The 24694-nt window shown below is 42.2% G+C and carries 23 protein-coding genes and 2 pseudogenes; 9 read left to right on the forward strand and 16 right to left on the reverse strand.

Annotated features, from left to right (window positions below; genetic code table 11):
* The first annotated feature begins 2 nt into the window (after positions 1-2).
* Positions 3-248 (forward strand): NDH complex assembly factor CRR9, encoded by a 246-nt coding sequence (locus tag RAM70_RS21420; RefSeq protein WP_002736270.1) that lies wholly within the window; start codon positions 3-5, stop codon positions 246-248.
* Positions 249-284: 36 nt separating this feature from the next.
* Positions 285-533: a heavy-metal-associated domain-containing protein gene (locus RAM70_RS21425; protein WP_159293686.1), complete on the forward strand. Its 249-nt coding sequence runs from the start codon at positions 285-287 to the stop codon at positions 531-533.
* 203 nt (positions 534-736) lie between these two features.
* Here RAM70_RS21425 and RAM70_RS21430 read toward each other — a convergent pair whose 3' ends face one another.
* From RAM70_RS21430 to RAM70_RS21475, 10 genes are all read right to left on the reverse strand, one after another.
* The gene (locus tag RAM70_RS21430) at positions 737-1063 is read right to left on the reverse strand and encodes a HepT-like ribonuclease domain-containing protein (RefSeq protein ID WP_110545688.1); all 327 of its coding nucleotides are present in this window, start codon (positions 1061-1063) and stop codon (positions 737-739) included.
* Entirely contained in the window at positions 1053-1340 is a 288-nt protein-coding gene (locus RAM70_RS21435) for a nucleotidyltransferase family protein (RefSeq protein WP_002789522.1), read from the reverse strand. Before RAM70_RS21435 ends, RAM70_RS21430 begins: the two co-directional genes overlap by 11 nt.
* Positions 1341-1363: 23 nt before the next feature.
* Positions 1364-1603, reverse strand: a complete 240-nt coding sequence (locus tag RAM70_RS21440) for a type II toxin-antitoxin system PemK/MazF family toxin (protein ID WP_312675548.1) — start codon at positions 1601-1603, stop codon at positions 1364-1366.
* Positions 1557-1769, reverse strand: a complete 213-nt coding sequence (locus RAM70_RS21445; protein ID WP_287999574.1) for a hypothetical protein — start codon at positions 1767-1769, stop codon at positions 1557-1559. The genes RAM70_RS21440 and RAM70_RS21445 overlap by 47 nt, the downstream gene beginning before the upstream one ends.
* Before the next feature lie 42 nt (positions 1770-1811).
* Positions 1812-2162, reverse strand: coding sequence for a type II toxin-antitoxin system RelE family toxin (locus tag RAM70_RS21450; RefSeq protein ID WP_287999576.1), 351 nt, complete (start codon positions 2160-2162; stop codon positions 1812-1814).
* The gene (locus RAM70_RS21455) at positions 2155-2391 is read right to left on the reverse strand and encodes a type II toxin-antitoxin system RelN family antitoxin (protein ID WP_108937065.1); all 237 of its coding nucleotides are present in this window, start codon (positions 2389-2391) and stop codon (positions 2155-2157) included. The genes RAM70_RS21450 and RAM70_RS21455 overlap by 8 nt, the downstream gene beginning before the upstream one ends.
* 58 nt (positions 2392-2449) lie before the next feature.
* Positions 2450-2752, reverse strand: coding sequence for a HepT-like ribonuclease domain-containing protein (locus tag RAM70_RS21460; RefSeq protein WP_155119102.1), 303 nt, complete (start codon positions 2750-2752; stop codon positions 2450-2452).
* Positions 2753-2771: 19 nt separating this feature from the next.
* The gene (locus RAM70_RS21465) at positions 2772-3068 is read right to left on the reverse strand and encodes a nucleotidyltransferase family protein (protein ID WP_287999578.1); all 297 of its coding nucleotides are present in this window, start codon (positions 3066-3068) and stop codon (positions 2772-2774) included.
* 153 nt (positions 3069-3221) lie between these two features.
* A complete protein-coding gene (locus tag RAM70_RS21470) occupies positions 3222-3593 on the reverse strand; it encodes an endonuclease domain-containing protein (RefSeq protein ID WP_002774110.1) in 372 nt (123 codons plus the stop codon).
* Positions 3590-7162, reverse strand: a complete 3573-nt coding sequence (locus RAM70_RS21475; protein WP_312675556.1) for an N-6 DNA methylase — start codon at positions 7160-7162, stop codon at positions 3590-3592. Before RAM70_RS21475 ends, RAM70_RS21470 begins: the two co-directional genes overlap by 4 nt.
* Positions 7163-7660: 498 nt before the next feature.
* Here RAM70_RS21475 and petC point away from each other — a divergent pair, with 498 nt between their 5' ends.
* The 5 genes from petC (at position 7661) to RAM70_RS21500 (ending at position 12659) form a co-directional block, all read left to right on the forward strand.
* Positions 7661-8200, forward strand: a complete 540-nt coding sequence (petC, locus tag RAM70_RS21480; RefSeq protein ID WP_002781457.1) for a cytochrome b6-f complex iron-sulfur subunit — start codon at positions 7661-7663, stop codon at positions 8198-8200.
* Positions 8201-8243: 43 nt separating this feature from the next.
* Positions 8244-9230: a cytochrome f gene (gene petA, locus RAM70_RS21485; protein WP_312675557.1), complete on the forward strand. Its 987-nt coding sequence runs from the start codon at positions 8244-8246 to the stop codon at positions 9228-9230.
* A 133-nt stretch (positions 9231-9363) separates the two neighbouring features.
* Entirely contained in the window at positions 9364-10425 is a 1062-nt protein-coding gene (locus tag RAM70_RS21490; protein WP_312675558.1) for a mannose-1-phosphate guanylyltransferase, read from the forward strand.
* Positions 10426-10628: 203 nt separating this feature from the next.
* A complete protein-coding gene (locus tag RAM70_RS21495; protein ID WP_045360803.1) occupies positions 10629-10823 on the forward strand; it encodes a hypothetical protein in 195 nt (64 codons plus the stop codon).
* 186 nt (positions 10824-11009) lie between these two features.
* On the forward strand, positions 11010-12659 hold the full coding sequence (locus tag RAM70_RS21500) for an ABC1 kinase family protein (RefSeq protein WP_312675562.1): 1650 nt from the start codon (positions 11010-11012) through the stop codon (positions 12657-12659).
* Between the two features lie 12 nt (positions 12660-12671).
* On the opposite strand, the gene RAM70_RS21505 is transcribed toward RAM70_RS21500, so the two are convergent.
* Entirely contained in the window at positions 12672-13079 is a 408-nt protein-coding gene (locus tag RAM70_RS21505) for a hypothetical protein (protein ID WP_002781465.1), read from the reverse strand.
* A gap of 180 nt (positions 13080-13259) precedes the next feature.
* Here RAM70_RS21505 and argJ point away from each other — a divergent pair, with 180 nt between their 5' ends.
* The gene (gene argJ / locus RAM70_RS21510; RefSeq protein ID WP_104396604.1) at positions 13260-14501 is read left to right on the forward strand and encodes a bifunctional ornithine acetyltransferase/N-acetylglutamate synthase; all 1242 of its coding nucleotides are present in this window, start codon (positions 13260-13262) and stop codon (positions 14499-14501) included.
* A 32-nt stretch (positions 14502-14533) separates the two neighbouring features.
* A pseudogene (locus tag RAM70_RS21515) lies at positions 14534-14743 on the forward strand (hypothetical protein).
* A gap of 101 nt (positions 14744-14844) precedes the next feature.
* On the opposite strand, the gene psbM reads toward RAM70_RS21515, so the two are convergent.
* The 5 genes and pseudogenes from psbM to RAM70_RS21540 form a co-directional block, all read right to left on the reverse strand.
* The gene (gene psbM / locus RAM70_RS21520) at positions 14845-14952 is read right to left on the reverse strand and encodes a photosystem II reaction center protein PsbM (protein ID WP_002745897.1); all 108 of its coding nucleotides are present in this window, start codon (positions 14950-14952) and stop codon (positions 14845-14847) included.
* Positions 14953-15215: 263 nt separating this feature from the next.
* Positions 15216-16334 (reverse strand): universal stress protein, encoded by a 1119-nt coding sequence (locus tag RAM70_RS21525; RefSeq protein ID WP_312675563.1) that lies wholly within the window; start codon positions 16332-16334, stop codon positions 15216-15218.
* Positions 16335-16464: 130 nt separating this feature from the next.
* A pseudogene (locus RAM70_RS21530) lies at positions 16465-16864 on the reverse strand (hypothetical protein); the annotation flags it as partial.
* Between the two features lie 43 nt (positions 16865-16907).
* Positions 16908-23855, reverse strand: a complete 6948-nt coding sequence (locus tag RAM70_RS21535) for a Calx-beta domain-containing protein (RefSeq protein WP_312675565.1) — start codon at positions 23853-23855, stop codon at positions 16908-16910.
* A 408-nt stretch (positions 23856-24263) separates the two neighbouring features.
* Complete coding sequence (locus RAM70_RS21540; RefSeq protein WP_312675567.1) at positions 24264-24581, reverse strand: hypothetical protein; 318 nt, start codon at positions 24579-24581, stop codon at positions 24264-24266.
* Positions 24582-24694: the final 113 nt, after the last annotated feature.

Here is a 24694-nt window from a genome sequence, read left to right on the forward strand (position 1 = left end):
CTATGATCGAAAACAGACAATTTTTAACCCCAGAAGAATCCGCAGATGTGGACGCTGCCCTCTTAACTTCTCCCGAAAAATTCCTGACTCGTTTAACGATTTCTTCCCTACGCTTACTAAAAATAATCGCCGAAGATACGGGAGTAACCCTAGAAGAACTAACCCATAAACAGGTCATTCAATGGCTAGAAAAAGATAGTAAACTGCGTCGGGAACAGGGGATCGAAGCGGCAGTGCTGAAATGGTAAATAAACTCTTAAAAAATCAGCTACCCCTGACAATTTATGCTAGTTTTTAGCTATGAAGTTACTGGAGTTACAACAATGACAATTACCCTAAAAGTGCCTAGTATTGCCTGTGAAGGTTGCGCTAATACCATTACTAAAGCGATTAACAATCAGCAACCGGCAGCCCAAATATCGGTGGATGTAGCCAATAAAATCGTCACGGTAGAAACCACCGCATCCCCCGCAGAAATTACCCAATGGATCAGCGAAGTCGGCCATACTGTTGAGTCTAGCAGTGAGGGTTGACATCCTCCCCCGTTAAAAATAAACCTCTGGTAAAAATCCAGGGTAGTTCTATTTTTGTGTTGCTCAGATTAGTTTGACTCCCAAGCTTTCTAGTTGTTGGTTTATCCAAGCGGTTGCCGTTTCTTCCTCGGTTTCTATCGCTTTTTCTACTCCTATTTTAGCAATTTCTAGCAGTTGTTTGGATTTTTGCTTTTAAAGCACTCTTAGAGTAAGGGTGCGATCGCTTTTAAAAGTTCTGTTAATTTATTTTCAACTATGTCCCATACCACATCCAAATCAAGCTGATCGTATTTATGAACAATGACATCTCGCATTCCAGCCATTTCTCGCCAAGGAATTTCTGGATGTTGTTGACGGAAGATTACAGAAAGACGTTTAGTCGCTTCACCAATAATGGTAATTTGGTAGAGGATGGCAGACAATTTTTCATCATTGGTTTCCAATTCTGATTTACCGATACCATCGGTATAGCGCAAAATACGTCTAATAGAATTTACAATGTCGATTAGAGATTCTTGATCACGAAGCATATATAATCTGTGCTGATTCTAAAATGTTTTTACATCTTAGCCAGTTATCACTCCGTTTGAGTGCTGCTTTCACAATTAAATCTACTTTTCGATCAAAAATTGCTTGCAGTTCATCGCGCATTTGTAGGGTTTCAGTTAAACCTCGTTTAGCAGTTGGGGAAAAGGTAATTAAAATATCAATATCGCTATCTGAACGGAAATCTTCGCGTAAAACTGAACCAAATAATGCCAATTCGGTGACTTGCCACTTTTGACAAAATCCTTTAATTTGTTCCATTGGTAGATTTATTTTTGTGTTCATCAGATTAGGTTTACTCCCAAGCTTTCTAGTTGTTGGTTTATCGAAAAGGATCGATTACGATTAGAGGTAAAAGGAACAACCATTACATCATCTAAAATTTGATTAATATCATTAGCTGATACGATAACAGCAGCAGGAAGCTTAAACTGTTGAAATTGACTGGATGGTATGGGTACTTGACACAATACTACATCACCCTTTTGTAATTTCATCGGCAAAAATCTCGTCGTAGATGTCATGATCAGAACTAACCCATTCTTGATAAGCTTGAGAGGTAATTTGTTCAGTAAAGTTAAGTGTATTTGGGTTGTTATTTTGTAATTTTACTGCTAACTCTAACAATGGTCTTAATTGTTCATCGGAGAGATTTTGTGTTACTAAAGATAGTTTTTGTTTAATATTCATGGGTGGTTAGTCCAATTAATAGCTGTTACAATTATAATCTGTTTACTGTTGTTCATAGTCTGTAATAATGCTTTGAATATCCTTTACCGCCATATCAACTTGTTCAGATTTCGTGTAAATAGTTAACAGAATGATTGCCGTTGCAGTTTTGACGTAATAAATTAAACGGTATCCCCCACTTTTGCCTTTTTGAATATCACTATTTCGGACTCTCAACTTGAAGACAGTATAACCAATACTAGGTATTTTATCGCCAGGTAATTCTCCTTGCTCAAGTTGTTCAATCATAGGTTGAATATCATCTCGAATACTGCGATATTTCTTAGCAAGTGTGCGGAGATTTCGCTTGAATGTTGCCGAGGCTAAAACTTGAATTATCGGTTGATTAGTCATCTTCTAACCCTTCCCAAAGTTGAGAAACGGGAATGGTTTGTCCTGTCATGGCTTCATGCCAAGATTGCCGAAAGTCTGCTAAAATTTCTGCTTGAGATGTATCTTGGGTTTCCTCCTCTGGGATGAGAATAATAACTTCTACACGGCTGTTTTTGTCTATGATTAAAGGATGATCTAGGGTTAGTTGTCCTTGTTCATCAATGGTTGCCATAACCTTGAGTGCTTTCATGTTTCTCTCCTTCAGTGGGTTAGTTCAATATCTAAATGCTGCTAATTTTCCCAAAGTTTTACCTGATCAGAATCTTTTCTAGTTCTTTAACTAAAAATGGTAAATCATTTTTAACGGTATTCCAAACAATATCTTCATCAACATTTAAGTAATCGTGTACTACTTTACTCCGCATTCCGACGACTGCTTGCCAAGGAATTGTTGGATAATTCTCCCGAAAGTCTGGTGATACACGACGCGCTGCTTCTCCGATAATTTGCAATAAATGGGTGAGGGATAACCGTAAAAGTTCGTTATTATCAAAATCTTCTCGACTGACACCTTCTACAAAGCTAAGTGCTTTATTTGCTGTGTCAATCATGTGTTCAACATACACTTGATTATCTTTCTGCGACATAACACACCTCTGCTGTTGCTAAAACACGCTCACGAATATGATGATTAAGAGATTTGATGGTAACGAGATCAATAGTACGTCCATCAAATAATTGAGATAGTTCTTCTTGAATTTGATGAAGTTTGAGAAAACTAGGGGTAAAACCAAGTTCAAACTCAACGAGCATATCAATATCACTATCTGCGGTGAAATCATCTCGTAAAACTGAACCAAATAAGGAAAGTTTATGAATATGCCAATGTTGGCAAAGTTGTGAGAGTTTTTCTTGAGGAATTTTCATATTTTTGTGTTGATCAGATTAGTTTGACTCCCAAGCTTTCTAGTTGTTGGTTTATCCAAGCGGTTGCCGTTTCTTCATCGGTTTCTATTGCTTTTTCTACTCCTATTTTAGCAATTTCTAGGCGTTAAATTTTCCCCCCTTTTTAAGGGGGGATTAAGGGGGGATCGAAAGATTTAGCTGCTCACAAACCGCCTCAAAATTTCTTAATACCTGCGAATTCGTGAATCTAATAACCTTTAATCCATAGCTTTCTAATCGCGCAGTTCTCTCTTTATCATAGGCTTTTCCCTCATCCGTAAAGTGAGTATCTCCATCAATTTCAATCACAAGTTTGAGGCTAGGGCAATAAAAATCAACAATGAAATGATCAATGGGGCGTTGTCTTAGGACTTTGAATTTGAAATTTTTTAGATAGGAATACCACAGCCTTTTCTCTGCTAAGGTCATGTTCTTTCGCAGTTCTTTCGCTCTGGCTACTAGGGCAGTATTATAAGGTAGATGAAAGTCGCTGTTGTTTAGGGTCATTGATCCCCCCTACCCCCCTTAAAAAGGGGGGAAATGTCTAAGGATTCTAGTTGTTGGTTTATCCAAGCGGTTGCCGTTTCTTCATCGGTTTCTATCGCTTTTTCTACTCCTATTTTAGCAATTTCTAAGAGTTGTTTCGATTGCCAATTAGTTTGATTAAAACTCTCAACTTTTAATTGAATTAAATTTCCAATATTTTCCATTATATTTTCAGAAAAAACTGGAATACTTAGCTTTTTTAAAGCTCCAAGACTTAAAAATGGATTAATTTGTCCAGTAGATGCTTTTTCAATGAGTAGCTTTCCTAACTGAGAATTGAGAAAGCCTATTAAATAGTAAGGATTGAATCCAGATTTGAGGCGTAGCAATGCTACATCTTGATTGATATTAACCAATTTATTTAAGTTCTCAACAACTGCGGCATTTCCAACTTTACCTTTAATTGTTATCAGAATATCTCCATTTTTTATCTGTGTTCGTTTTAGTTCGTTGTGATGATGGAAGAGTAAAATGCGTTTCTGCGTTTCATAATTTATTTGAAAATCATCAATATGTTCGGCAGTTAAAAACTTTACATCTCCAAGACTCAAATCATGTCTTAAAGGAGTATGACCATTTGTAATGGTAACTAATATATCCTCAAGTTGAATAATATTTGAAGGATTAAGACTATTGATTTGTGCTAAAGCTTGATCATATTTCGGTTGATAATACTCAGCATCCAAGCGTCCAGAAGACAAAAAAGACTCAGAAAAACTCTTAACGGCGATGCTTTCTTCGGTGGGTTTCCAATCTTTTAAACCAAGTTCTGTTAATAGTAAATCTTCAGCTTGTTGGTAGATTATTTTACTTTTTTTCACTTCTATAGATGATTGATTGACTAACCGTTCTATTATTTTCTGAAAGTAATCAGACAGAACGGGAAAAAGAATATTTTTTAAGTAGTAAGGTGCTACTTCAGGCTGTACGCCTCCATACATCCCCTTGTTAATTTGCTCTTTTCCATAAATAGTATTTAGAAAAACTGCTAGAAATGACTGGTTAATTATTTTGTTTCTTAAGATCAAAACGTGAGATGATGCAATCGCTTGTATTTCCTCATTAAAAATTAAAGTATCTCCAAAATTTGCACCAGTTCTTGTGATCAGAATATCATTTTTTTTTATTTCATTCTTAGATAATTTTTCCGCATCTTCTAGAGATATATATACCTGATTCGATAAATCGACTCTTAACGGACGTAAGTTTTGAGTTCTAAAAAACAAGACTCCTGATAAATCATCTTCTACATACTCTCGCTTAATTTCTGTTGGATGAATAATTATAGGTTGTGTTTCACTCAGTCTCATAGATTGGGGTAATTCATTAATTTTGTCCTCAATCTGAAAGTATTTTCTTTTAAAAAACTCACTATCAAATCGAAAATTAATATTATGCTCAAGTACCTGAATAAATGAAATTTCTGTTGCTTCCAACCTATCCATTAACTGCTGATATTTAACCGCATCAAAAGCTCCCCCCCTGTCCCCCTTATTAAGGGGGGTGGCGTTAGCCGGGGGGATCTCAAAAAAACTTAAATTCTCCTTTTTAGCAAACTCAATAAAAGCCTCAGCGATACCATCTTCCGTTAATCCATCATGATTAAAAAGATCATGATCCACAATCCAATGATTATGTTTATCTAAGAGAAAATCCCCCGAATCATCAGACACTTTAACATAAACTTTTTCTCCAGAATTATCCTTGCCTGACTTCTGCATCGTCGCAAAAAAGATATTATAATCATCCTGACGAGGACAAAGTGCGCCTATTTTGGGATCATCATTCCATTTTTGCACCAATAACACCGAGGTTTTTGTTCCCGTATGGGGTTTAAAAGTATTACCATGTAATCCCACCACTGCCAAAATTCGACATCTTTCGGCAATAAAATCCCGAATATTCTTATCAGAAGAATTATTAAAGCGTCCTTGGGGTAAAACTATCGCCATTCTTCCCCCCGGTTTCAAAAAGTCTAGATTGCGCTCAATAAATAAAATATCGCGTCCGACTCCCTTTGTTTTTTCAGCTTTATCTTTGGTTAGCTCATAACGAGCAATTATGCGCCGTTCTCTGATATCACCCGCAAAAGGTGGATTTGCCATCAAAATATCGAATTGAAACTCTCGATAATCCTTACTGCCTTTGGGTCTAAGTTTTTTGAGACGATTAAATCCGGCAAAATAAACATTTTGCCAATCATCTTCTTTAGTAACCTCATCCCATAATTCATAATCTAGGGTGTTTAAATGTAGTACGTTTGTTTGTCCATCTCCAGCAATCAGATTGAGGGTTCGTGCTACCCTTACCGCTTTTTCATCAAAATCAATAGCAAACACCTTTTCTTCGACATATTCCTTACAACGGGGTGGCTTTTCTTCCAATGAAAATAAATGACTTGCTTCTAATCCCTCATCCTCTAGAATCTGCCGCCAAACATGAAAGATCGTATGTACTGGAAAACCCGATGAACCAGCTGCGGTATCAATCATATATTCATCTTCTTGGGGGTTAAGCATCTTCACACACAGATCAATCACATAACGAGGGGTGAAAAACTGTCCTTTTTCCCCTTTACTGCTTTGATTGATTAAATACTCAAATGCTTCATCAATTACATCTAAATTAGAGTTAAATAGCTTCGCATCCTCCAACGATGACACACACACCGATAGATGAGAGGGAGCAAGGCCAATCTTGACATCCTCACTAAATATACCTGGCCACTTTTTCTTAGCCCTATCAAACAAATCCTGAATCTTATTCTTGAGGGCGGCTTCCGTCTGTCCCGTATTGCGAAACTCTAGAAGGCGCGTCCTGCGGCGGTTTCCTTGCCCAGAATACCATTCATCGTAGAGCTTGGCAAAAATCAGCTTAAATAATTCCTCAAAGACATCTACCCCCGCATTTGCTAATACCTCATCTTCCATTTCTTCGATTAGCGTTTTCAGAGATTTATTCCTCTTCACCAACTTATCATTGGCGATTAAATCATCTAAAGTGAACTTAATCTGGAGAATATCTGCTAGGGTTTGATTAGAGTTAGGGATATCTGAAATATCTTCAAAATAATTGGGATCTTTGCGTTGATAATAGGAAATCTGATCGCCATTCGTCCAGACAGCCATCGGCGAACCTGTGCCGTTACAATAGGAACGTAGTTGTGCTTTTCCATCCTTCCACTTCGGACTCTTTACCTCTACCAAAATATAAACTGTGTTCAGGCGATCTTTGTCCATCACCGCAATATCTGCTCGTTTTACCTCCCTGCCAAAATTCACCCCATACTCCACCTGAATGCGACTGAGAGGATAATTTAAGCGATCGCTTAAAACCCTTAAATATAATTGTCTAATCGCTTCTTCTGGGGTAAGTTTAATCTCTTTTTTCCGTACTAAGCAAATTGTATAGGGAGCTTCCCCATTTTTCGTCTTTTTCAGCGTAATTGTCTGCTCTAATTGCTCAATTTCCGTCGGCGTAAACTGGGACAACTTATAACTTGAGTCTTTGAGAATATCAGCTAATTTCATAGGTTAAAGATGATAGAGATAATTAACAAATTTGGAGATATTAATCTGAGTAGCTTTTATCTCATCTCAGTTCTGAGAGTAGGATAAAAGTTTTTATACCAAGCATTGAAAGTAATCCCAGCCTTGACAAATTGAGTTAAGTAATCTATTTATGCAAGACTTTTCCCTGTACCAGCCAGTAGGCATGACTTGAAATCATTGTATTCTTGGCTATTAACTTAAGTTAAAGGTATATGGGGACTTAACTTTCCATTGGATCAAATTTTTTAAGATTCTTTCGATGTTCGCGGTTTCTCATCTCGGCAAAAGCGAGCAAACAGCGATCGCATTTGGCGCAGCTTTGCTGTGGCAATTGTCCGTGACTCAATATCTGTAATAATCTAATACAGCCCTTGTAAACCTTCTTTAAGCTCTGGGTTTTCGTCTTGATCGAGATGCACAAAATCGCCCTTAGATGAGAATTAGTTTACAAAAATTTACATTTGGAGATAAGGAGCAATGAGTCAAGTTTCCGGTACAGATGTTCCCGATTTGGGGCGTCGTCAATTTATGAACCTGTTGACCTTTGGTACAATTACCGGAGTAGCAGCGGGGGCTTTGTATCCGATTGTTAAGTATTTTATTCCCCCCTCGGCCGGTGGTACGGGTGGCGGTGTCACCGCTAAAGATGCCCTAGGCAATGATGTGATTGTCAGTCAATTTCTGACCAGCCATAACGCTGGCGATCGCACCTTAGCCCAAGGTTTAAAAGGCGACCCCACCTATTTAGTCGTCCAAGAGGACAAAACCCTGGCCAACTACGGAATTAACGCCGTCTGTACCCACTTAGGTTGTGTGGTGCCTTGGAATGCCAGCGAAGAAAAATTCATGTGTCCTTGCCACGGTTCCCAGTACAATGCCGAAGGAAAAGTAGTTCGCGGTCCAGCGCCTCTATCCTTAGCCCTCGCCCATGCCAACGTCACCGATAATGATAAAGTCGTCTTCTCCACTTGGACGGAAACCGACTTCCGCACCGGTGAAGAACCCTGGTGGTCCTAGATTATTCAATGTGACGAGATTTGGAATTATTCAACCGATAGAGATGAGAACATTCAACTTTTTAAGCTTCCCGCAAGTCCACAGACAGGCCCTAGTGAAAGCCGTCCTCGTGGCGATCGCTACCGTTTCCCTACTCCTAACCAGCGATGTCATTAACCCCCAATCTGCCCAAGCATATCCTTTTTGGGCGCAACAAACCGCCCCGGAAACCCCCAGAGAAGCAACCGGTCGGATTGTCTGCGCGAACTGCCATTTAGCCCAAAAACCCGCCGAAATTGAAATCCCTCACTCGGTATTACCCGATACCGTCTTTGAAGCAGTAGTAAAAATCCCCTACGATCCCGCCAGTCAACAGGTGTTAGGAGACGGATCGAAGGGGGGTTTAAACGTCGGTGCAGTCTTAATGCTACCGGATGGTTTTAAAATCGCGCCCCCCGATCGCATTCCCGAAGAAATGCAGGAAAAACTCGGTGGAGTCTATTTCCAATCCTACAAAGAAGGTCAAGATAACGTGGTTATCGTCGGCCCCTTACCCGGTGATCAATACAAAGAAATCGTTTTCCCCGTCCTGGCCCCCGATCCTAGCCAAAATAAAGGTATTCACTTCGGTAAATATGCTGTGCATTTAGGGGCCAATCGTGGTCGCGGTCAAGTGTACCCCACCGGTGAACCCAGCAATAATAACGCTTTCAAAGCTTCTACCGCAGGTACAATTAGCCAGATCAGCAAAACCGAAGCCGGTGGTTATGAAGTCACCATCACTTCCGAAGCTGGCCCCGTGGTGGAAAATATTCCCGCAGGTCCTGAGTTAATCGTCTCGGAAGGTCAAGCGATCGAAGTGGGACAATTTTTAACCAGTAACCCCAATGTCGGCGGTTTTGGTCAAAAAGAGACGGAAGTTGTCCTACAAAATCCCGGCCGGATCAAAGGATTAGTTTTATTCCTCGGTGGCATTATGTTATGCCAAATCCTCTTAGTTATTAAGAAAAAACAAGTGGAACAAGTACAAGCGGCCGAAATGAATTTCTAATCGCAATATTTCGGTTATTTTTGCTAGAAAGCGGGTTATTTGCCCGCTTTTTAGCTTTGAGTCAGGAAAATGCTCACCCCTCGCTGCCGTCTGATACAATCGGTTCAACTTAACCGATAAGTGTCAATTTTTTATGAATCAGTCGCTTGTTCCAGTCATTCTCGCCGGTGGTAAAGGGGAACGTTTTTGGCCTCTCAGTCGTCTAGCGCGTCCGAAACAGTTTCTCTGTCTTGATGGTAGTGGTCGCAGTCTTTTACAAGCAACGGCCGATCGTCTATTATCTTTAGGGGCAGGTTGGGAAAATCTCTGGGTAATTACCGCTAGTGCGATCGCTGATGGTGTCCGCGAACAACTGCCCGATTTACCGGAGAGTAACCTATTAGTGGAACCGGTGGGCAAGGATACGGCCCCGGCTGTGACTTGGGCCACCTTAGAAGTGATAAAACGTTATGGTAAGGAAGTGGCGATCGGTTTTTTTCCTGCCGATCATTATATTGGTAATCAAGAGGCTTATATTAACACTTTAAAAGCGGCCGTAGAAGTGGCCGTCAGCCAAAAAGCGATCGTTACTTTAGGGATTAAACCCGATTATCCCTCCACCGGTTACGGTTATATCGAACAGGGAGAAAATCAGGGCGAATTTAATGGTTTACCCGTCTATAAAGTGAGTCGTTTTACGGAAAAACCAGATCGCACCACGGCCGAAAAATTCCTAGAAACGGGACTTTTTAGCTGGAATAGCGGAATGTTTATCTTTCAGGGACAAGTGGTTTTAGAGGAGCTAAAAACCCACGCTAATAATATTTTACAACCTCTGATCGATCGGGGCATCGCTGCCTATGAGGATTTAGAGAAAAAAAGTATCGATTATGCTTTGATGGAAAAAACCCAACTCGCTTACGTTTTACCCGCTAATTTTGGTTGGGATGATCTGGGAGATTGGAATTCTCTGGAAAGATTACTAGAAGCAAAGGGCAAAAATATTGAACTGGCCAATCATGTCGGTTTGGATACGGAAGGCTCTATTATCTATGCTAGTGATGAGGAAGAAGCGATCGTTACTATTGGTTTAAAAGATCTGGTAATTGTTCGCGACGGTAAAGCAACTCTCGTTGTCCACAAAGATCGTACCCAAGATATTAAACAAGTTCTCAAGCACTTACAAACCGATCCCAAATTAGAGAAATTGTTATAGGATCGATATTAGTTACCAGCTTTTTCAGTAATCAGTGATCAGTAAACAGTAATCAGTAATCAGTGAAAAGACAGTAGGAAACTTCTATTTAATACTGCTAACTTAAAACTCAAATCTGATCACTGATAACTTCCCCACTGATAACTGATAACTGATAACTGATAACTGAAAGGGGTACATCTCATTTTTGTAAATCTACTAAGTTGGGATTTTTTAAGGGAAACTCTCTACTAAAATCGGGCGTTACTTTCGGTTTTATCGCTCAATCCAAGCTTTTGGGGGGTTCTACCCCCCAAACCCCCCGTCGGGGGACGAAGCGCCTCCCCCGAACCCCGGAGCGCATTAGTTTTTTTGTGGGATGCTTACACGCAGCTGCTGATATATCTGTAATAATTTAAGAGTCACTGATAATTGCTGATTATCGGTATTTCTGCAAATGTGGGATGCAGCCATCGATAAGTACCTAACTTCCCCACTGATAACTGATAACTAATAACTAATAACTGATAACTGATAACTGATAACTGATAACTGATAACTGATAACTGATAACTGATAACTGATAACTGATAACTGATAATACCGTGTTCTCACTCCCCCAAACCAGTCAAAGACAAAAAGAAATCCTTGAGATAGTTCTCGGCAACGGTTGGGACTATATGCGCGGGGTTTTAACCCTAGGAAAAACAGAAAATCCCCAGATTCCTACCCCAGAAGTTCTCAAAAAAATCCTTGTGGAATTGGGTCCTTTTTATGTCAAATTGGGACAGTTACTTAGTACCCGTCCCGATCTGCTACCTGCTAATTATATCGAGGCTTTAACTGCCCTACAAGCGCAAGTTCCTCCCGTTGCTTGGACGGATATAGAAATAGTCATCACCGAACAGTTAGCAAAACCGATCAAACAGGTATTTAAATATATTAATCCCCAACCGATCGCCGCAGGCTCGATCGGGCAAATTCATCGGGCAACTTTATTATCTGGGGAGGAAGTAGCGATTAAAGTCTTGCGTCCGGGGATCGAAAAAATTGTCGCCCAAGATAGTGCCTTAATTAAGGGAATTGCTGATTTAGTTGCCCTAACAGAATTTGGTCAAAGTTACGACGTTGTTAACTTAGCAGAGGAGTTTATTAAAGCAGTCAATGCGGAATTAGATTTTACCCAAGAAGGTCATTATACTGACAAATTACGCTATAATTTAACCCAGAGTCGTTGGTCAGAACCAAAACAGTTAGTTATTCCTAAAATTTATTGGGACTTAACTAATTCCAAGCTATTAGTGTTAGAATGGTTAGAAGGAAAACAAATTTTAGAAGCCGATGTTTCTAGACCGCCAACTGAGCAAGCAATTTCCCAAAGAAAAAGCGAAATAACTAGGATTTTGTTTCGGTCATTTTTTCAACAAATTTATATTGATGGCTTCTTTCATGCCGATCCTCACCCGGGTAATATTTTCTATCTTGACGATGGTAGAGTAGCTTTAATTGACTGTGGTATGGTGGGCAGATTAGACCCGCAAACTCAACAAATTTTAACAGAATTGTTATTAGCAATTGTTGACTTAGATGCGAAAAGATGCAGTCAACTAACTATTAAACTATCCGAGTCAGTAGTCCCGATTACTTTAGTACAATTAGAGGTGGATTATGAGCGGATGCTGCGAAAATATTATAACCTCAATTTAAATCAAATTAACTTTAGTGAGGTAGTTTATGAACTTTTGCAAGTTGCCCGTCGTAACAGAATTAAACTTCCGGGTAATTTAGGTTTATTCGCCAAAAGTCTCGCTAATTTAGAAGGAACTGCCCGAAAATTTAATCCTGATATCAATATCCTGGAAGAAGTCAAACCGCTATTAACTAATATTCTTGAACAACAGTTAATCGGTAGCACTCCCCTACAAACTGCCCTAAGAACAGTTTTAGACTTGAAATCTTTTTCCCTGAAATCTCCCCGTCAAATCGAAGTTTTACTAGATGGTTTAACCTCGGAAACTTTAAATATTAATCTGAAAATTCGCGACTTAGATAATCTCCGTCGCAGTTTAGATAATTCCGCCAATCGACTAGCTTTTAGTGTGATTATTGGTTCCTTAATTATCGGGGCCGCCATTGTCACAGCCAGCACCCAATCTCGGCAATTAACTATTATTAGTACCGTATTATTTGCTACAGCTAGTTTTATCGGTTTATGGTTAGTTGTCGGTATCCTGCGATCGGGGAGATTGCGCTAGAAATTATCGCCATTAAATTAAGATTTGTTGTTGTAAAAATTTCGCCCACCGACTAGCCAATTCAACTTCAGTAAAGGGAATTTTTTCAGGAGATCGCTCCTTAAAGATAAATTCTAGGAAAGGGGAACCCTGCGGGGGAAGAGCATCTAAATCCACCACTTGATTATTAACTAACAAACGGATTTCTTTTACCTCCTCTAGGGAAAAAGTTTGTAAATTAATCACTCCCTTACGAGTTGGTTTTCCCCAAGTGATAATTTTATCTTTTTGACCTAAGACAGAATATATATCATACTTAGCTCGCTCGAAGTTTTCCGCCCATTGTCGATAGATTTCCACTTTTTGGTATTCATTCCAACCACTCCAGGCCAACCAAATAAACAGAATTAATAAAGGTGTCCACAATAAACCGCGTTCCATAAACTATCTCTCCAAAATTCTGGCCAATTAATCGTATTTTAGGCTAATTTGCAGCCAGGAATTATCAGCCGTCGGCCTTTTTTCCCCACTTCCCAACCCGCAACGGTCAAACCCTTTGCTAATTTTTGGCTTTTTACTTGCTATAATCGAGTGTCGAATTTGAGTAGGAGACGGGAGAAAATGGCCGATTGGCAGGAAATAGAGGGGGGGATCACGGCCCCAAAAGGATTTAAATCCGCAGGGATGGCCGCGGGCCTAAAACCGTCCGGTTTGCCCGATTTAGCCCTCATTGTCTCGGAAACAGAAGCGATCGCCGCCGGAGTCTTTACCACCAGTCAAGTGCGGGCCGCTTGCGTCGATTATTGCCGTCAACGCCTACAAACTAAAGCCAGCGCCAGGGCGATTTTGTGTAATGCTGGCCAAGCAAACGCCGCCACGGGGGAAGCTGGATGGCAAGACGCTCTCGATAGTGCCGCCGCCTTGAGCCAAGTTTTAGGGATTCCCGCCGATGCAATTTTGCTGGCTTCTACGGGAGTGATCGGGCAACGGATTCGCATGGATGCGTTAACCGCCGCTTTACCGACCTTAGCGGGTTTATTGTCGGAAAATGGTGGCGAAAGCACGGCCCGGGCGATTATGACCACGGATCTAGTCCCCAAATCGATCGCCTTGCAAACCACCATCGATGGTCGTCCGGTCACAATTGGGGGAATTGCCAAGGGATCGGGGATGATTCACCCGAATATGGCGACGATGCTCTCCTTTATCACCTGTGATGCCGCAGTATCGACGGTTCTCTGGCAAAATATGTTAAGTCGGGCGGCCAATAAAAGTTTTAATCAGATCACGGTGGATGGGGACACCAGTACCAATGACAGTCTGATCGCCTTGGCTAACGGTCAATCGCGCACCACAGCCATCACAGAAATGGGCCGGGATGCCCAAAAGTTAGAGGCCATGTTAACGGAAGTTTGTCAATACTTGGCTAAAGCGATCGCCCGGGATGGGGAAGGAGCCACCTGTTTAATAGAAGTGCGGGTTTCGGGGGCGGCTGATGATCAGTCCGCTCGTCAGATTGCTCGCACCATTGCCGGTTCTTCCTTGGTAAAATCGGCGGTTTTCGGTCGAGATCCCAACTGGGGACGAATTGCGGCGGCCGCGGGCCGGGCCGGGATAGTCTTCCATCAAGAAGACCTGCAAATCAAGTTAGGCGACTTCGTGATGATGGAAAATGGTCAACCTCTGGCGTTCGATCGAGCTAGTGCCAGTAATTACCTGAAAGCGGCAGCAAGCGGGGCTTATTTACGAGAAGATACCGTTTTAATGTCTATCTGTATCGGTAACGGTTCGGGAACAGGTACGGCCTGGGGTTGCGATCTTAGTTACGATTACGTCAAAATTAACGCCGAGTACACCACCTAGGGTTTGCTGAAAAAGCTTTTCCTGGGGGCAGGGTGTGGGGTGTGGGGTGTGGGGTGTGGGGTTTTACCCATTTTCAGGACGTTCGGCGAAGCTCAGTCGTAGGACGGTGAGCTTGTGGACGGTGAGCTTGTCGAATCCGTCGAACCGCCGTGGTCAATTACCTAATTTTCAGGGAAAAAGTACCTGAATTTTCCCCCCAATCACTCCAAAGGTCGGCACTTTTTGAGGGAAAACAAGTCTAAAAACCCTATCCAACAAGGTTTTTAGATTTATTCAGCAAACACCACCTAAAGCCGCCCAAAAATTAAGGAGAGACCAAATAACTGGTCTCTCCAGGCCTAATTTAACCCTCGGTTTCCTCTCTGGTTTGGATAAACAGAATCAAGAGGAAAACGGTGGGGACTAGGACGAATAGGATACTAGCGATAAAGCCGAGATTATTTACTTGCATGAGTTAACTCCCTTAAGTGACAACGGATTTACATTAAAGATTAACTCCTAGAATATCATCCCAGAGGGCGTTGCTGATTTGAGAGGGGAACTGGGGAAGTGGCAGAAAGTCCCGAGGTTTCCTTCCCCACACCCTACACCCCACACCCTACACCCCACACCCTACACCCCACACCCTACACCCCACACCCCACACCCCACACCCCACACCCTACACCCTACACCCCACACCCCACACCCCACACCCTCTTTCAAGTCAGGTAGTTACCTTTTCACCCCCTTGGCTCGCGCGTTTTTAATCGGTACTTTTGGCTCGGTGGCGATGATGTGAAGATCGATATTTTTCTGCCAGATCAGGCGCATAAGTTTTTGGGTGAAAGAACCTTTGATTAAATGCTTCCAGCGCGATTGAAGGCTCTCCCCGATCACGATCTGGGTGATTCGTTCGCGCTCGGCCACTTCGGCGATCGCTGCCGCCACCTGATAGCTTTTAACTCGTAAGAATTTCCCCTCGAATTCCCGACATAAACGTTCGCAGGTTTCGATATGTAAAGCCTCCTCTTTGGTGAGAAAGCGATCGGGGTTATCGACGAAAATCACAAAAAATTCCGCGTTCATATACCCCGCTATCCGCGCTCCCCGACGTAATAATCGTAAAGAGTTTGGATAGGTGGAAATACAGACTAATACCCGTTCGTGAACGGGACAGGATTGACCGATAAATTTGGTGGAATTACTCGCTTCTTCTTCCACCGTATCGGCCACTTCGCGCAGGGCGAGTTCCCGTAGGGCGATTAAATTGCGCCGTTGAAAGAAATTATTTAAAGATTGTTCGATCTTTTCGGGAGCGTAGATTTTTCCTGCTAATAATCTTTCCTCTAGGGTTTCGGCGGTAACATCTACCACGACCACTTCATCAGCTTCCTCCAAAATTCGATCGGGTATTCGCTCTCGCACCACCACCCCGGTGATTCGGGCAACCAGATCGTTTAAACTCTCGATATGCTGGATATTCACGGTCGAGTAAACATCGATTCCCCGGGATAAAATTATCTCCACGTCCTGAAAGCGTTTCTCTCGCTCCGAACCGGGTGCGTTCGTGTGGGCTAATTCATCGATGAGACACAGCCGGGGTGAGCGGGCGATAATCGCTTCTGTATCCATTTCCGAGAGAGTAAATCCCTCTTTCTCTAGGATTTTTCTCGGTACGATTTCCAATCCCTCGGCTTTTTCGGCGGTCTCTTTCCGTCCGTGGGTTTCGAGCAGTCCAATCACCACGTCGGTTCCCTGCTTTCTGAGGCTATGGCCCTCCTCCAGCATCTTATAGGTTTTCCCGACCCCCGGGGCCATCCCGATAAAAATTTTATGTCTTCCCCGTCGCACAATTGTCTCCTTTTTGGCAACTTGCCTTGTAGATTAAGATAATTCGATCGTAGCCGGGGGAATTGAATATCATCAATGATTCGTGCATTTTTCCTCTGTTTAGTTCACTTAATCCAGAAAACTATTGAGACTATTGTTCCAAAAATTGCCGCAACTCCTCAAAAGAATTAACGGTTAGTGCCGATTTCAGTAACTTGTCTAAAATCGATAATACGGAAATTGTATCGACCGCTTGCTCAATTTCTATTGGAATGTCACCCCATCGCATTTTTAACACCATCTTAACATAGTTACGAGCATTTTCTCGCTCCAATTTTCCTTCCTCGTAACTCTATATTACTTATTAAAGGCATGGTTCTTTCCTCCTCAAATTGTTTGATTTTACTCTCTAAACTTGACTGCAATTCAGGGGATAAAGTCATCATCTTGTCGATGATTTCAAACAGTTTAATTATCTATTCCCTCTCGAACTCCTTTTCATACAATCCCCTGATTAACTTCCATTTCCACTGTTCCCGTTGTGGCAGTTTCCAGAAAACGGTCCGAGAAACCCGTTTTCTCTGTGTGGCTAGGTTAATTTATCAGTGTGAAATCAGCCGCTATCAGGGTAGGAACAGTCAACAAATTGGCAAATTCAGAGCCACTTCCTAAGCCAGCAGCACTACCATTTTGATTGTAGTAGATACTGCCACTGCTGTTACTGTAAACGATAAAAGCACTGCTAGTGGCGACTAAATCATCGTCAGCGACGCTGGCAAATTCAGCCGCTTGACTGAAGCCATTGCCAATGCTACTTTGCAAAGCGGAAAAGATGGCTTTACTTAATACTATTTTATCACTGCCTGGGGTGAAATCGCTGATGGCATCGATTCCTAAATTACTACTGTTGAAGATAAAGTTATCGCTACCATTACCACCAGTGAGTAAATCATCGCCGGAACCACCAATTAAACTATCGTTTCCGTCTTGACCGGTTAATTGATCGTTGCCGCCACCACCAGTTAGAGTATTATTAAGGCTATTCCCGGTTAGTCGGTCATTACCGCTATCGCCAATAATATTTTCGATGGTGTTATTTGCCGAAAAAGTCAATCTTAGATTATTGGTGACGACGGTTTGGTTTGTAGTAATCCCTAAGTTAACTCTTACTGCGGTATTTGTCCCAGTAAAGTCGAGGGTATCGATACCGCCGGTGGTAGTTTCTTGGATGATATCGCTTCCTAATGGGGTTGAAGCATTGAAACAGTAAATATCGTTACCATTAGCACCAGCGAGGATATTGTTACCGCTATTTCCGGTGATTTTATTGTCACCAGCGTTACCTGTACCGTTAATATTATTACTGCCAATTAGTCTGAGGTTTTCGACATTGTTGGGTAAGGTGCGAGTAATTGCGCTTTGTAGGGTGTCAGTAATAATTACTTGTCCAATTGCTTCCTCGGGATTGATGGTAGCATTAACGGGATTTGATAGGGTTACTGTAAAGGCTTCATCGGCTTCGTTGAGGTTATCATTGAGGATGGGAATGCTAATAGTAGCGGTGGCAGTATTAGGTGCAATGGTGAGGGTTCCTGTCTGGCTAGTGTAATCTACATTGGCGGTAGCATCAATGGCTGTAGTGGTATAGTTGACAGTAATTTGTTGTGGATTGGGGTTATCAACCGTAACGGTGAGGATTGCATTACTATCTTTACCTTCCACCACGGTGATGTCATTGATGGAGAGTTGGGGGAAATCATCATTGGTAATTGTCCCCGTCACTGCGGTAGTTGTCCCAACTGTATAACCAGTCCCAGAAGCAAGAGTTAAAATAACAGTTTCATCACTTTCTACTGTAGTATCAGCAGTGGGGTCAACTGTTACAGTAGCAGTGGATGAACCAGCAGCAAAGGTGACACTGGTGGGAATAGAAGTGTAATCGGTTCCATTAGTAGCTGTTCCCCCAACTGTATAGTTAGCGGTTAAGGCGCTGGTAGTAGAACCGGTACGAGTAAAGGTATAGACTAAGTTAGTTGTCCCATCTTCAGTTACGCTTGCGGGAGAGACAGCAAGAGTAATACTGGGGAAATCATCATTGGTAATCGTCCCCGTCACTGCGGTAGTTGTCCCAACTGTATAACCAGTCCCAGAAGTAAGAGTTAAAGCAACAGTTTCATCACTTTCTACTGTAGTATCAGCAGTGGGGTCAACTGTTACAGTAGCAGTCGCTGAACCAGCAGCAAAGGTGACACTGGTGGGAATAGAAGTGTAATCGGTTCCATTAGTAGCTGTTCCCCCAACTGTATAGTTAGCGGTTAAGGCGCTGGTAGTAGAACCAGTACGAGTGAAGGTATAGACTAAGTTAGTTGTCCCATCTTCTGTCACACTACTGGGAGAGACAGCAAGAGTAATACTAGGGAAATCATCATTGGTAATCGTCCCCGTCACTGCGGTAGTTGTCCCAACTGTATAACCAGTCCCAGAAGCAAGAGTTAAAGCAACAGTTTCATCACTTTCTACTGTAGTATCAGCAGTGGGGTCAACTATTACAGTAGCAGTCGCTGAACCAGCCAGAAAATTCACTGTCCCAGTTGTACTGGTATAACTAGCTGCACCGGTTTGAGTGTAATCTGTGCTAAAAGTAGCTGTTCCCCCAACTGTATAGTTAGCGGTTAAGGCGCTGGTAGTAGAACCAGTACGAGTGAAGGTATAGACTAAGTTAGTTGTCCCGTCTTCATTGACACTACTGGGAGAAACCGCAAGAGTAATACTAGGGAAATCATCATTGGTAATCGTCCCCGTCACTGCGGTAGTTGTCCCAACTGTATAACCAGTCCCAGAAGCAAGAGTTAAAGCAACAGTTTCATCACTTTCTACTGTAGTATCAGCAGTGGGGTCAACTATTACAGTAGCAGTCGCTGAACCAGCAGCAAAGGTGACACTGGTGGGAATAGAAGTGTAATCGGTTCCATTAGTAGCTGTTCCCCCAACTGTATAGTTAGCGGTTAAGGCGCTGGTAGTAGAACCGGTACGAGTAAAGGTATAGACTAAGTTAGTTGTCCCATCTTCTGTCACACTACTGGGAGAGACAGCAAGAGTAATACTAGGGAAATCATCATTGGTAATCGTCCCCGTCACTGCGGTAGTTGTCCCAACTGTATAACCAGTCCCAGAAGCAAGAGTTAAAGCAACAGTTTCATCACTTTCTACTGTAGTATCAGCAGTGGGGTCAACTATTACAGTAGCAGTCGCTGAACCAGCCAGAAAATTCACTGTCCCAGTTGTACTGGTATAACTAGCTGCACCGGTTTGAGTGTAATCTGTGCTAAAAGTAGCTGTTCCCCCAACTGTATAGTTAGCGGTTAAGGCGCTGGTAGTAGAACCAGTACGAGTGAAGGTATAGACTAAGTTAGTTGTCCCATCTTCTGTCACACTACTGGGAGAGACAGCAAGAGTAATACTAGGGAAATCATCATTGGTAATCGTCCCCGTCACTGCGGTAGTTGTCCCAACTGTATAACCAGTCCCAGAAGCAAGAGTTAAAGCAACAGTTTCATCACTTTCTACTGTAGTATCAGCAGTGGGGTCAACTATTACAGTAGCAGTCGCTGAACCAGCCAGAAAATTCACTGTCCCAGTTGTACTGGTATAACTAGCTGCACCGGTTTGAGTGTAATCTGTGCTAAAAGTAGCTGTTCCCCCAACTGTATAGTTAGCGGTTAAGGCGCTGGTAGTAGAACCAGTACGAGTGAAGGTATAGACTAAGTTAGTTGTCCCGTCTTCATTGACACTACTGGGAGAAACCGCAAGAGTAATACTAGGGAAATCATCATTGGTAATCGTCCCCGTCACTGCGGTAGTTGTCCCAACTGTATAACCAGTCCCAGAAGCAAGAGTTAAAGCAACAGTTTCATCACTTTCTACTGTAGTATCAGCAGTGGGGTCAACTATTACAGTAGCAGTCGCTGAACCAGCAGCAAAGGTGACACTGGTGGGAATAGAAGTGTAATCGGTTCCATTAGTAGCTGTTCCCCCAACTGTATAGTTAGCGGTTAAGGCGCTGGTAGTAGAACCGGTACGAGTAAAGGTATAGACTAAGTTAGTTGTCCCATCTTCTGTCACACTACTGGGAGAGACAGCAAGAGTAATACTAGGGAAATCATCATTGGTAATCGTCCCCGTCACTGCGGTAGTTGTCCCAACTGTATAACCAGTCCCAGAAGCAAGAGTTAAAGCAACAGTTTCATCACTTTCTACTGTAGTATCAGCAGTGGGGTCAACTGTTACAGTAGCAGTCGCTGAACCAGCAGCAAAGGTGACACTGGTGGGAATAGAAGTGTAATCGGTTCCATTAGTAGCTGTTCCCCCAACTGTATAGTTAGCGGTTAAGGCGCTGGTAGTAGAACCAGTACGAGTGAAGGTATAGACTAAGTTAGTTGTCCCATCTTCTGTCACACTACTGGGAGAGACAGCAAGAGTAACAGTTTGTGGATTGGTAAACTCACTCACATCAATAATCTGCAATCCGCCTTCACGCGCAGCTACATAAGCATAACTACCGACTACTTTCACATCAAAAGCATAGTCATAGTTGTTTTGATAATTACCTTTGATAGTGGGATTAGTAGGGTTGCTGATGTCGATGATTTGCAGTCCACCTCCTCCAGCAGCTAGATATGCGTAATTCCCTACTACTTGCACATCAGTAGCCTCGCCGGAACTATAATAATTGCCTTTTAATATGGGGTTGGTGGGATTGCTGATGTCGATGATTTGCAATCCTGAATCATAATCAGCCAAATATGCGTAATTTCCCACTACTTCCACATCCCTAGCATTACCGGAACTATAATAATTGCCTTTTAATATGGGGTTGGTGGGATTGCTAATGTCGATGATTTGCAGTCCTGAAAAATAATCAGCTATATAAGCATAATTCCCCACTACCTGTACACCATCAGCAAAACCAGAACTATCATCATAACTGCCTTTTAATATGGGGTTGGTGGGATTGCTGATATCGATGATTTGCAGTAATGAATTCCCATTAGCCAAATATGCGTAATTCCCCACTACTTGCACATCACCGACTGCACTAAAATTGTCATAATTACCGATGAAAGTGGGGTTGGTGGGGTTACTGATGTTGATAATTTGTAGTCCTGAACTCCCATCAGCTAGATATGCGTAATTCCCCACTACTTCCACATCCCAAGCGCCGTCAGTATCATAATTGCCTTTGAAAATGGGGTTAGTGGGGTTACTGATGTCGATGATTTGCAGTCCTGAATCATAATCAGCCAAATATGCGTAATTTCCCACTACTTCCACACCAAAAGCCCATCCAGGAGTATCATATTTGCTGATGAAAGTGGGGATAGGGGGGTTGATATCGTCATTAATTGTTCCCGTCACTGTGGTGGTTGTCCCCACTGTATAACCAGTCCCCGAAGCGAGGGTTAAAGTTACAGTTTCATCCGGGTCAGCTATATTATCTACTGTCGGGTCAATTGTTACGGTAGCATTATTAGCATTAGCGGCGAAAGTCACTGTCCCTGTTGTCCCATTAAAACTCGCTGCACCGGTTTGGCTGTAGTCTGTATTAAGGGTAGCTGTCCCCCCAACTGTATAGTTAACTGTCAAAGCATTGGTTGTTACACCCTCGCGGTAGAAGAAGTAAGCTAAGTTGGTTGTCCCATCTTCGGTAACAAGACTAGGAGAAACCTGAAGAGTAACACGGGTATCATCATTGAGAATCGTCCCCGTCACTGGAGTAGTTGTTCCAACTGTATAGTCAGTCCCAGAAGTGAGGGTTAAGCTGACGGTTTCGTCATCTTCAACAGTTGTATCAGCCGTGGGGTCAACTGTTACAGTAGCAGTCGCAGAATTAGCAGCAAAAGTCACTGTCCGTGTTTCACTTGGGAAACTTGGGAAACTGGCTGCACCAGTTTGACTGTAATCTGTGTTAAAGGTAGCTGTCCCCCCGACTGTATAGTTGACGGTTAAGGGATTGGTTGTGTCTCCTGTGCGGGTGAAAGTGTAAACTAAATTAGTTGTTCCATCTTCAGTAACACTGGTGGTGGAAACTGCTAAGGTGACACTTGGTAAAGGCGATGGGTTATTGAAGTTACTGACATCAATAATCTTTAAACCGTCAAAATAATCAGCTAGATATGCGTAATTCCCCACTACTTCCACACCATAAGCAACGGTAGAAAAATCATTGTAATAGTCGATGAGAGTGGGGTTAGTCGGGTTGCTAATGTCAATGATTTTCAGTCCTGCCATATCATCAGTTAAATAAGCGTAGTTCCCCACTACTTCCACATCACCAGCAACGCCGTTAGTATCATAATTGCCTTTGAGAGTTGGGTTAGTGGGGTTGCTGATGTCGATGATTTGCAGTCCTCCATCCCAACCATCAGCTACATAAGCGTAGTTGCCTACTACTTCCACATCACTAGCAATGCCAGGAGTATCATAATTACCTTTCAGAGTGGGGTTTTCCGGGTTACTGACATCGATAATTTGCAGTCCTGACTCATAATCAGCTACATAAGCGTAATTACCGATTACTTGGACTTCCAAAGCTCGACTAGAAGTATCATAATTGCCGATGAGAGTGGGGTTGCTTGGATTGCTGATGTCGATGATTGTCAGTCCTTGATAATCACTAGCTACATAAGCGTAGTTTCCCACTACCTCCAGCCCATAAGCCGAACCAAGAGGCCAATCAGAATAATTGCCTGTCAGAGTGGGGTTAGTGGGGTTACTGATGTCGATGATTTGCAGTCCTGACGCATAATCAGCTACATAAGCGTAATTGCCGACTATTTGCACATCCATAGCGAAGCCAGAAGTATCATAATTGCCAATGAGAGTGGGGTTAGTAGGGGTGCTGATGTCGATGATTTGCAGCCCTAAACTAAAATCAGCTACATAAGCATAGTTTCCCACTACATAAACCCCATAAGCATTGCCAGGAGTATCATAATTACCCACTAAAGAAAGAGTAAATACTCCCTGATAAGTAGCTAAAGTCTCTCCATTAAACGCCAAGGAAATATTCAAATCTTGCTCACTTTCAGCGGGAGAAACTATTACCTCTAACTCCCAATCTCCTCCCCCTCGACTACTTCCCGTAGGTGTCGCTGAAGCCATCACCGTCGCACCCGTCAACTGATGTAACTTCTCAATAAACTCTTCCCCTGCATCTCCCGCTGCTACCTGACAACCGTACAGTAGAATACGATTAATCTTTGCCCAATTCTGTAACTGTTGGCGGTAATCGTAAATATTTGTTAAATTAAGTTGACAATTCCCTAAATATAAGCATCCAGGCGCACCATGGGAAACGAGGTGAATGGTGGTAATCTGGGGATTTTGTTGTAAAAAAGCGGTGATTTGCTCGATTCCGTCTTCCTTGGCAGAGAGAATAACGGTGGCGATTCCGGGGATTACTCCAGCTTGGAGACTTTGATAATCGGTGACACCAGCATCGAGGAAAACTACGGACTGGTTGAGATTGGTTTGGCGAGACATAATACAAGGGTTCCTGGTGAGTGGTGTAGGGTGGGCATTGCCCACAAGCTGCTTTAATATTATTTATTCAGTCGAGTCAGCCTGTTTTCCGCAACCGCAGCCAGTCGAGGTTAGGCTTGAAGACTGTCAAACCATCAATTAATCGTTTCTACCATCTTGAGAGCGTTTTTTTCTACCGTCAATAGAATATAAAATATGCTTATTTTTTTTTTTTTTTTTCATCAGGTTTATTCATGAATCAGAGAAAATCAAATTAAATTCGGTGCAGTCAAACCTTAACCAAGGCATCAGAAAACGGGTTTCTTGAAGAAACCCGTTTTATTGAAGAGAAATCCGTTTTCTCGTTGTTACTTTTGTCTGAGAGTTTTAAGGTGAATTGGTAGGCAGTGTATAGTCCTTTGAATACATCTATAAAATCAAAAGGTATATCGGAGAAATATGGACTAATAAAATCATACAAATTATCATAAAACTCTCCCAATTAAATTGGCTTCTTATCTCCAATTGTTGAAAATAAAAGATTTTGTAAATCAGTATAATTATTGCTAAAACAGATTTTTGGGCTTCATATAAATGAGGTTTTGTCGAGCGAATATTAATATCATCAATATATTTATATTCCACAGACTCTTTTAAAGATAGCTCTAATTTTCCATCAATACAGGTGGGAGGCGGATCTAAACTACATTGAGCAGCCGCCTTTAAAACCCATTCTGCTTTATTCAATGACTCCATACATAAGTACCTAAGCAAAATTAATTACACATATCTAAACACCTCTTGCCGTTCGGCGGTTCGGCGGTTCGGCGGTTCGGCTGAGCTCACCGTCGAAGCCTGAG

This window comes from Microcystis wesenbergii NRERC-220, assembly GCF_032027425.1.
In the GTDB taxonomy this organism is placed as follows: Bacteria; Cyanobacteriota; Cyanobacteriia; order Cyanobacteriales; family Microcystaceae; genus Microcystis; species Microcystis wesenbergii_A.